This is a genomic window from Deltaproteobacteria bacterium (assembly GCA_028818775.1).
Lineage (GTDB): Bacteria > Desulfobacterota > Binatia > UBA9968 > JAJDTQ01 > JAJDTQ01.
Genome location: JAPPNE010000104.1, coordinates 47,007 through 53,392, shown reverse-complemented (window position 1 = coordinate 53,392; position 6,386 = coordinate 47,007). Strand labels below are relative to the sequence as shown.

Sequence of the window (6,386 nt, the reverse complement as noted above, 5' to 3'; positions counted from 1 at the left end):
CATCACCATGGCGACGGCCAATGCTATTGCGAAATTTCGCTTCAACATTCCCAGTCCCTTCCGACCGTTTTGAAGAGTCCTCAAGATATCCCGCCTCCGCCTGCGTCCTCGACTTTGTTGACAGGCCTAGACGAACCATTCTACCCGGTTCCCTATCTTCATGCGAGTTTCAGAATTTGTCAAATATTTTCAGTATTGTCAAGTGATTGGTTGGCGCGAAACTCACGGTGAAGGAAGTGGACCGGCTGGGAGTGATCGAGGAGGCGGCTCGTGGAAGCCGTTTCCATATCGCCCGATCGAAGAACTTGAACTCGGCTCGTTTGACTTGTCCCCGCAAAACCCTGATAAAGGGACCATCGCGCCCGCCCGCAACCGTCCCTTCGACTTCGCTCCGCGAAGCCTGTCCCGAGTTCCCGAAGGGCTCGGGACGAACGGAGTTGTTGCTCCAGGGCGAATTTCACGCGCAAGGAGAACATCCATTGGCAACCTCCGTCACAGCCCCCATGGTAGGCAAGATATTGAGGATCGAGGCGAACCCCGGCCAAGCCGTGGAAGAGGACGACGTGGTGATCGTCATGGAGGCCATGAAGATGGAGATCCCGGTGGTGGCGCCGGCGGGCGGGACGGTCAAGGAAGTCAAGGTGGAGGTGGGGCAGTCGGTGGAGGCGGGGGAGGAGCTCGCCGAGATCGAGTAGCCGCGCGGCCGCGCACGGCTTGCGCCCGGCAGGGTTGACATGGGCACCTGGGAATTCGGCCTCACGGTTGCGCTGGTGGGCAGCGTCGGCACGCTGGTGGTGCTGTGGCTGCTGAGCCTGCTGATCCTTTTGATCCGGAAGGTATTCCCTTCCTGACACCCTCACAATATGACATCCGCGATCTTTTCGGGCGTCCTCGGGCTGCTTGACGGCATTACGAACCTGGGGCTCGGCCAGGTGGTCATGATGGCCATCGGGGCGGGGCTGCTCTACCTGGGGATCAGGAAGGGCTTCGAGCCGCTCCTGCTGGTGCCCATCGGCTTCGGCGCCATCCTCGTCAACATTCCCCAGGCCGAACTGATGGCCGAGGGGGGCACGCTCCGATTCTTCTACGACTTCGGCATCCGCACGGAGATCTTCCCGGTGCTGATCTTCATCGGCATCGGCGCCATGACCGACTTCGGGCCGCTGTTCTCCAACCCCAGGATCATCATGCTGGGGGCGGCCGGCCAGTTCGGCATCTTCCTGACCGTGCTGCTGGCCCTGGCACTGGGGTTCAGCAAGCTCGATGCCGTGGCCATCGGCGTCATCGGCGCCTGCGACGGTCCCACCTCCATCTACGTCAGCTCGCGCTACGCGCCGCACCTGCTGGCAGCGGTGTCGGTGGCGGCCTACTCGTACATGTCGCTGGTGCCGCTGATCCAGCCGCCGATCATGCGGGCGTTGACCACCGCCAGGGAGAAGCAGATCGTCATGGGGATGGTGCAGCAGGCGCCGGTCTCCAGGACAACGCGCATCCTCTTCCCCATCATCGTCACGGTGGTGGCGTCGATCATCGCGCCCCTGGGGACGCCGCTCATCGGCATGCTGATGCTCGGCAACCTCCTGCGGGAGTGCGGCGTGGTGGAGCGGCTCAAGCTGGCCTCGGAGAACGAGATCGCCAATATCGTGACACTGCTCCTGGGGCTGGCCATCGGCGGCACCATGGCCGCGGACGCGTTCCTGCGCACCGAGACCGTCATGGTCCTCGCCCTGGGGCTCGTGGCCATCGGCCTGGACACGGTCATGGGGGTGCTCTTCGGCAAGGGCATGTGCCTGCTGAGCCGCGGCAAGATCAACCCGCTCATCGGCGCCGCCGGCATCTCCGCCTTCCCCATGTCCGCGCGCGTGGTGCAGAACGAGGGCCAGCGCTACAACAAGAAGAACCACCTGCTGATGCACGCCATGAGCGCCAACGCCGGCGGCCAGATCGGCTCCGTCATCGCCGCCGCCATCATGCTGTCCGTGCTGCGCGGCATGGGGATCATCTGAGGAAGATGGTTCGGAGAGGGCGCAGTTTTAAAAATGGCGTCCTTCGACTTCGCTCGGCAGACCTCGCTACGCTCAGGACGAACGGTGTTGGTCTCCACCGTGCTGTAACCCAACAACCGTTCGTCCTGAGCGTAGCGGAGCGAAGTCGAAGGGCGCCATCCATGCCCGCCGTTCGTCCTGAGCGGAGCGGAGTGAAGTCGAAGGGCGCCATCCATGCCCGCCGTTCGTCCTGAGCGTAGCGGAGCGAAGTCGAAGGGCGCCATCCATGCCTGCCGTTCGTCCTGAGCGTAGCGGAGCGAAGTCGAAGGACGCCATCTCCAACGACGCAACCTCCGAACCCCCACCGCCATGAGCTTCTGGGTCTATATCCTGCGCTGCGGTGATGGCTCCTACTACACCGGCCACACGGACGACCTGGAGCACCGCCTCCAGCAGCACCACGACGGCCTCTTCGGATACACGGCCTCCCGGAAACCATTCTCGCTGGCATACTCCTGTCCATTTCCGACCCGAGCGGAGGCGCTGGAATCCGAACTGCGGATCAAGGGCTGGAATCGAAAGAAGAAGGAAGCCCTGATGCGTGGGGACTGGGCTGGACTTCACCGGCTGTCTCGTGGGAAAAACAGGCATGAGCGGTCGCGGTAGGGGGAATGGCGTCCTTCGACTTCGCTCCGCTACGCTCAGGACGAACGGGAACGGTTATGGCAGTACGGCGCTGTTTCCATCAACCGTTTGTCCTGAGCGTAGCGAGGTCTGCCGAGCGAAGTCGAAGGACGCCATCTCGATCCATCAACCGTTCGTCCTGAGCGTAGCGAGGTCTGCCGAGCGAAGTCGAAGGACGCCATCTCGAAGGACGCAAGCGCAAGCTGAGCGCGGGCCTGTACCGGGGAAGTAAATGGCGGACGAAACGAAATCCCCTGACAATTTCACACCGGAGAATCAGTCACCCGAGCACAAGCTCGCCGACCTGGAGGCGGGCGTCCTCGCGGGCGACGCCCGCGCCATCGACAAGCAGCACGGCGAGGGCAAGCTCACGGCGCGGGAGCGCATCGAGCGGCTGGTGGACCCGGGCAGCTTCACGGAAGAGTTCATGCTGGCCGAGACCCAGTGCACGGACTTCGGCATGGCGGAGCGGCGCCGGCCCACGGACGGGGTGGTGTGCGGGTTCGCGCGGGTCGACGGGCGGCCGGTGTACCTGTTCGCCCAGGACCGCACGGTGCTGGCCGGGGCGGTGGGCAGCGCCCACGCAGAGAAGATCGCCAACGGCATCCGCACCGCCCGCTCCCTGGGGATGCCCTGCATCGGGCTCTACGACTCGGTGGGGGCGCGCATCCAGGAAGGGCTCAGCGTCACCGCGGCCATCGGCGAGATATTCTTCGAGAACAGCATCGCGTCGGGCGCCATCCCGCAGATCTCGGCGGTGATGGGGCCGTGCATCGGCGTGGCCTCCTACTCGCCGGCGCTCACCGACTTCATCCTGATGGTGCGCGGCACCAGCCAGATGTTCATCACCGGGCCGCCGGTGATCAAGGAGGTGCTCGGCGAAGAGGTCTCCATGGAGGAGCTGGGCGGGGTGCGCATCCACTCGGAGGTGTCCGGGGTGGCGGACCTGGTGAACGCGGACGACGAGGCCTGCTTGGCGCAGATCCGGGAGCTGCTGGCGTTCCTGCCGGCCAACTGCAACGAGGCGCCGCCGCGCCGCGACACGCACGACGACCCCGAGCGGCGCCTGGACGGCATCGAGGAGCTGGTGCCCGACGACAAGCGCAAGCCCTACGACATCGTCAAGGTCATTCGGGCGATGGTGGACGGGGGCGAGTTCCTGGAGCTCAAGCGCCGGTTCGCGCGCAACCTGGTCATCGGGTTCGGACGGCTCGACGGCCACCCGGTGGGGTTCGTCGCCAACCAGCCCATGTTCCTGGCCGGCAGCCTGGACGTGGACGCCTCGGACAAGGCGGCGCGCTTCATCCGTTTCTGCGACGCCTTCAACATCCCCATCGTCACTCTCATGGACGTGCCCGGGTTCTTTCCGGGGCGGCAGCAGGAGGAGCAGGGCATCATCCGGCACGGCGCCAAGATGCTCTACGCCTACGCAGAGGCCACGGTGCCCAAGATCACCATCGTGCTGCGCAAGGGCTACGGCGGCGCCAAGCAGGCCATGTGCACGCGCGAGATGGGCGCCGACCAGCTCTGGCTGTGGCCCGGCGTGGAGCTGGCGGTCATGGGCGGCGGCGGCGCCGTCAACGTGCTCTACCGGCGCGAGATCGCCGCCTCCGACGACCCCGAACGCACCCGCCGCGAGAAGATGGCCGAGTTCAACGAGCGCTTCAACGGCCCCTTCGAAGCCCTCTCCAAGCAATTCTCCCAAGCCGCCATCCCACCCGCCGAAACCCGCGCCCGCCTCATCCGCAGCCTGGCGCTCCTGCGCCGCAAGAAGGAAACCAGGCCGGTCAAGAAGCACGGCGTCATGCCGGTGTAGGGCGCCCGTGCCCTAAAGAAGCCGCGCCGCGCGCCGACAGTTCCTTATGAGACCGTTCTTGACTTTGCCGCCGTTTCTTGGTCTCTTGTTCTGGAACGGCCCTTCCCATGCGAGAGCCGCATCTTGGAGACTGCCGATGGGCCTGATCGTATCCGAAGTCTACGATGCGCTGGTCGAAGCCGGGGCCTCCCCGGACAGCGCGAAAGCCGCCGCCGGCGCCGTGCCACCAGCGGAGAACATGGCAACCAAAGAAGACATTGCCAGGCTCGAGAAAGACATTGCCAGGCTCGAAATGGCCACCAAACAAGAGTTTGCCAGGCTCGAGAGCAAACTGGCCACCAAAGAAGCCCTGGCCAAGCTCGAGGGCAGGGTTGCCAGAATTGAGAACACGATGGCCACCAAGGACGACATCGCCAGACTCGAGAAGCAGATCGCCGTCCTTAGCTTCGCGGTCTTCACCGGTATCCCGGCCATGCTGGCCTTCATGGTCAAGCTGACCTTCTTCCCGTAGGTCCTCACCCGGGGTCCTTGCCCGCGGTTCTTGCCCGGGTCCTCGCCCGCGGTCCTCGCAGCCCGTCGGCCGCGCGAAGCCCCTTCCGGCCACCCCGCCACCCCTACTCGCGCCCCCCCTCCCGCCGCGTCATGATGGCCAGCCGCGTCACCCCCGCGGCGCGCGCCGCGTCCATCACCGTCACCACCAGCCCGTGGGCCACGCGCCGGTCGGCGCGGATCAACACCTGGGCGTCGCGCCGTTCGGCGGCCGCCGCGCGCAGGCGCGCGCCCAGCGCCTCCAGCGTCACCGGCGCGCCGTCGAGGCGGACGGCGCCCTCCGGCGTGATGGCGATGGTGATGTCGCGCTCCTGGCGCGCTACCTCCGGGGCCGCGGCGTCCGGCAGGTCCACGGTGATGCCCGGGTTGGTCAGGAAGTTCATGGACAGGGCAAAGAAGATCAGCAGGTTGAAGATGGTATCCACCACCGGCGTCATGTCGATGAAGCCCGCGGCGGCTCTCCTGCGGGTGCGGAAGTTCATGCCGGCCCGCCGCCTCCGTCGCCCCGGTCGCCCGCGCCCTCGCTCAGCAGGTCCATGAAGCGGGTGCACAGGCGCTCCATCTCCAGCGTGAGGGCGTTGGCCTTGTTGAGGAGATAGCGGTGCATGACCACGGTGGGAATGGCCACGCTCAGGCCCGCCAGGGTGGTGACCAGGGCCTCGGAGATGCCCCCGGCCAGGGTGGCCGGGTCCACCACGCTCTGGGTCGAGATGACCGAGAATATCTCGATCATGCCCGAGATGGTGCCCAGAAGGCCCAGCAGGGTGCTGACCCCGGCGATGGTGCCCAGGGTGTCCACGAAGCGCTCCAGCCCCGCGGCCTCCTGCCGCCCCGCCTCCTCCAGGTGCTCCTTCATCACGTCGCGCCGCTGCCCGGCCACGCGCACGCCCACCGCCAGCACCCGCGCCACCGCCGCCGGACTCCGCCCCAGCAACTCCGTCGCCCTCGCCAGGTCCCGGTCCGCCACCAGCGCCTCCGCCCGCCGGACCAGGTCCGCCGGCACCACCCGCCCCCGCCGCAAACTCCACAGCCGCTCCACGAAGATCCCCAGCGCCGCGACCGAGCACAGCAGGATCGGCACCATGAAAAAGCCGCCCTTGGAAAGGAATTCAAACATGACGGAAGCGCCTTGTGCTCACGTGAGCGGGCATGAAATGGCGTCCTTCGACTTCGCGCCGCTGGCGCGGCGCTACGCTCAGGACGAACGGGTATGCGTGGGTGCTTGTCATCCACCCGTTCGTCCTGAGCGTAGCGCCGTCAGCGGCGCGAAGTCGAAGGACGCCATCTTGTGCCGTGCTCCCCTGTGCCATATCATCTAATCATGGCCCCCGGTAAGCGCCTCGCCCCAAGCG

8 protein-coding genes are annotated in these 6,386 nt (G+C 66.1%); 6 read left to right on the top strand and 2 right to left on the bottom strand.

Annotated elements, in window-relative coordinates:
- The first annotated feature begins 479 nt into the window (after window positions 1–479).
- The 6 genes from OXU42_12535 (at window position 480) to OXU42_12510 (ending at window position 4,996) form a co-directional block, all read left to right on the top strand.
- On the top strand, window positions 480–695 hold the full coding sequence (locus OXU42_12535) for an acetyl-CoA carboxylase biotin carboxyl carrier protein subunit (protein MDE0030215.1): 216 nt from the start codon (window positions 480–482) through the stop codon (window positions 693–695).
- 39 nt (window positions 696–734) lie between these two features.
- Window positions 735–851: an OadG-related small transporter subunit gene (locus OXU42_12530; protein MDE0030214.1), complete on the top strand. Its 117-nt coding sequence runs from the start codon at window positions 735–737 to the stop codon at window positions 849–851.
- Window positions 852–863: 12 nt separating this feature from the next.
- Entirely contained in the window at window positions 864–2,006 is a 1,143-nt protein-coding gene (locus tag OXU42_12525) for a sodium ion-translocating decarboxylase subunit beta (protein ID MDE0030213.1), read from the top strand.
- 348 nt (window positions 2,007–2,354) lie between these two features.
- Window positions 2,355–2,651: a GIY-YIG nuclease family protein gene (locus tag OXU42_12520; GenBank protein ID MDE0030212.1), complete on the top strand. Its 297-nt coding sequence runs from the start codon at window positions 2,355–2,357 to the stop codon at window positions 2,649–2,651.
- Window positions 2,652–2,901: 250 nt separating this feature from the next.
- A complete protein-coding gene (locus OXU42_12515; protein MDE0030211.1) occupies window positions 2,902–4,485 on the top strand; it encodes an acyl-CoA carboxylase subunit beta in 1,584 nt (527 codons plus the stop codon).
- Between the two features lie 136 nt (window positions 4,486–4,621).
- A complete protein-coding gene (locus tag OXU42_12510) occupies window positions 4,622–4,996 on the top strand; it encodes a hypothetical protein (GenBank protein MDE0030210.1) in 375 nt (124 codons plus the stop codon).
- A 103-nt stretch (window positions 4,997–5,099) separates the two neighbouring features.
- Here OXU42_12510 and OXU42_12505 read toward each other — a convergent pair whose 3' ends face one another.
- The gene (locus OXU42_12505; protein MDE0030209.1) at window positions 5,100–5,516 is read right to left on the bottom strand and encodes a biopolymer transporter ExbD; all 417 of its coding nucleotides are present in this window, start codon (window positions 5,514–5,516) and stop codon (window positions 5,100–5,102) included.
- Window positions 5,513–6,151 carry a MotA/TolQ/ExbB proton channel family protein gene (locus tag OXU42_12500; protein ID MDE0030208.1) on the bottom strand — a complete coding sequence of 213 codons (639 nt, stop codon included), beginning with the start codon at window positions 6,149–6,151 and terminating at the stop codon, window positions 5,513–5,515. The genes OXU42_12505 and OXU42_12500 overlap by 4 nt, the downstream gene beginning before the upstream one ends.
- Window positions 6,152–6,386 lie beyond the last annotated feature (235 nt).

Bases quoted from the DNA above. Each gene is read 5' to 3' on its own strand.
- OXU42_12530 (MDE0030214.1), top strand. From the start codon at position 735: ATGGGCACCTGGGAATTCGGCCTCACGGTTGCGCTGGTGGGCAGCGTC.
- OXU42_12525 (MDE0030213.1), top strand. From the start codon at position 864: ATGACATCCGCGATCTTTTCGGGCGTCCTCGGGCTGCTTGACGGCATT.
- OXU42_12520 (MDE0030212.1), top strand. From the start codon at position 2,355: ATGAGCTTCTGGGTCTATATCCTGCGCTGCGGTGATGGCTCCTACTAC.
- OXU42_12515 (MDE0030211.1), top strand. From the start codon at position 2,902: ATGGCGGACGAAACGAAATCCCCTGACAATTTCACACCGGAGAATCAG.
- OXU42_12510 (MDE0030210.1), top strand. From the start codon at position 4,622: ATGGGCCTGATCGTATCCGAAGTCTACGATGCGCTGGTCGAAGCCGGG.
- OXU42_12505 (MDE0030209.1), bottom strand. From the start codon at position 5,516: ATGAACTTCCGCACCCGCAGGAGAGCCGCCGCGGGCTTCATCGACATG.
- OXU42_12500 (MDE0030208.1), bottom strand. From the start codon at position 6,151: ATGTTTGAATTCCTTTCCAAGGGCGGCTTTTTCATGGTGCCGATCCTG.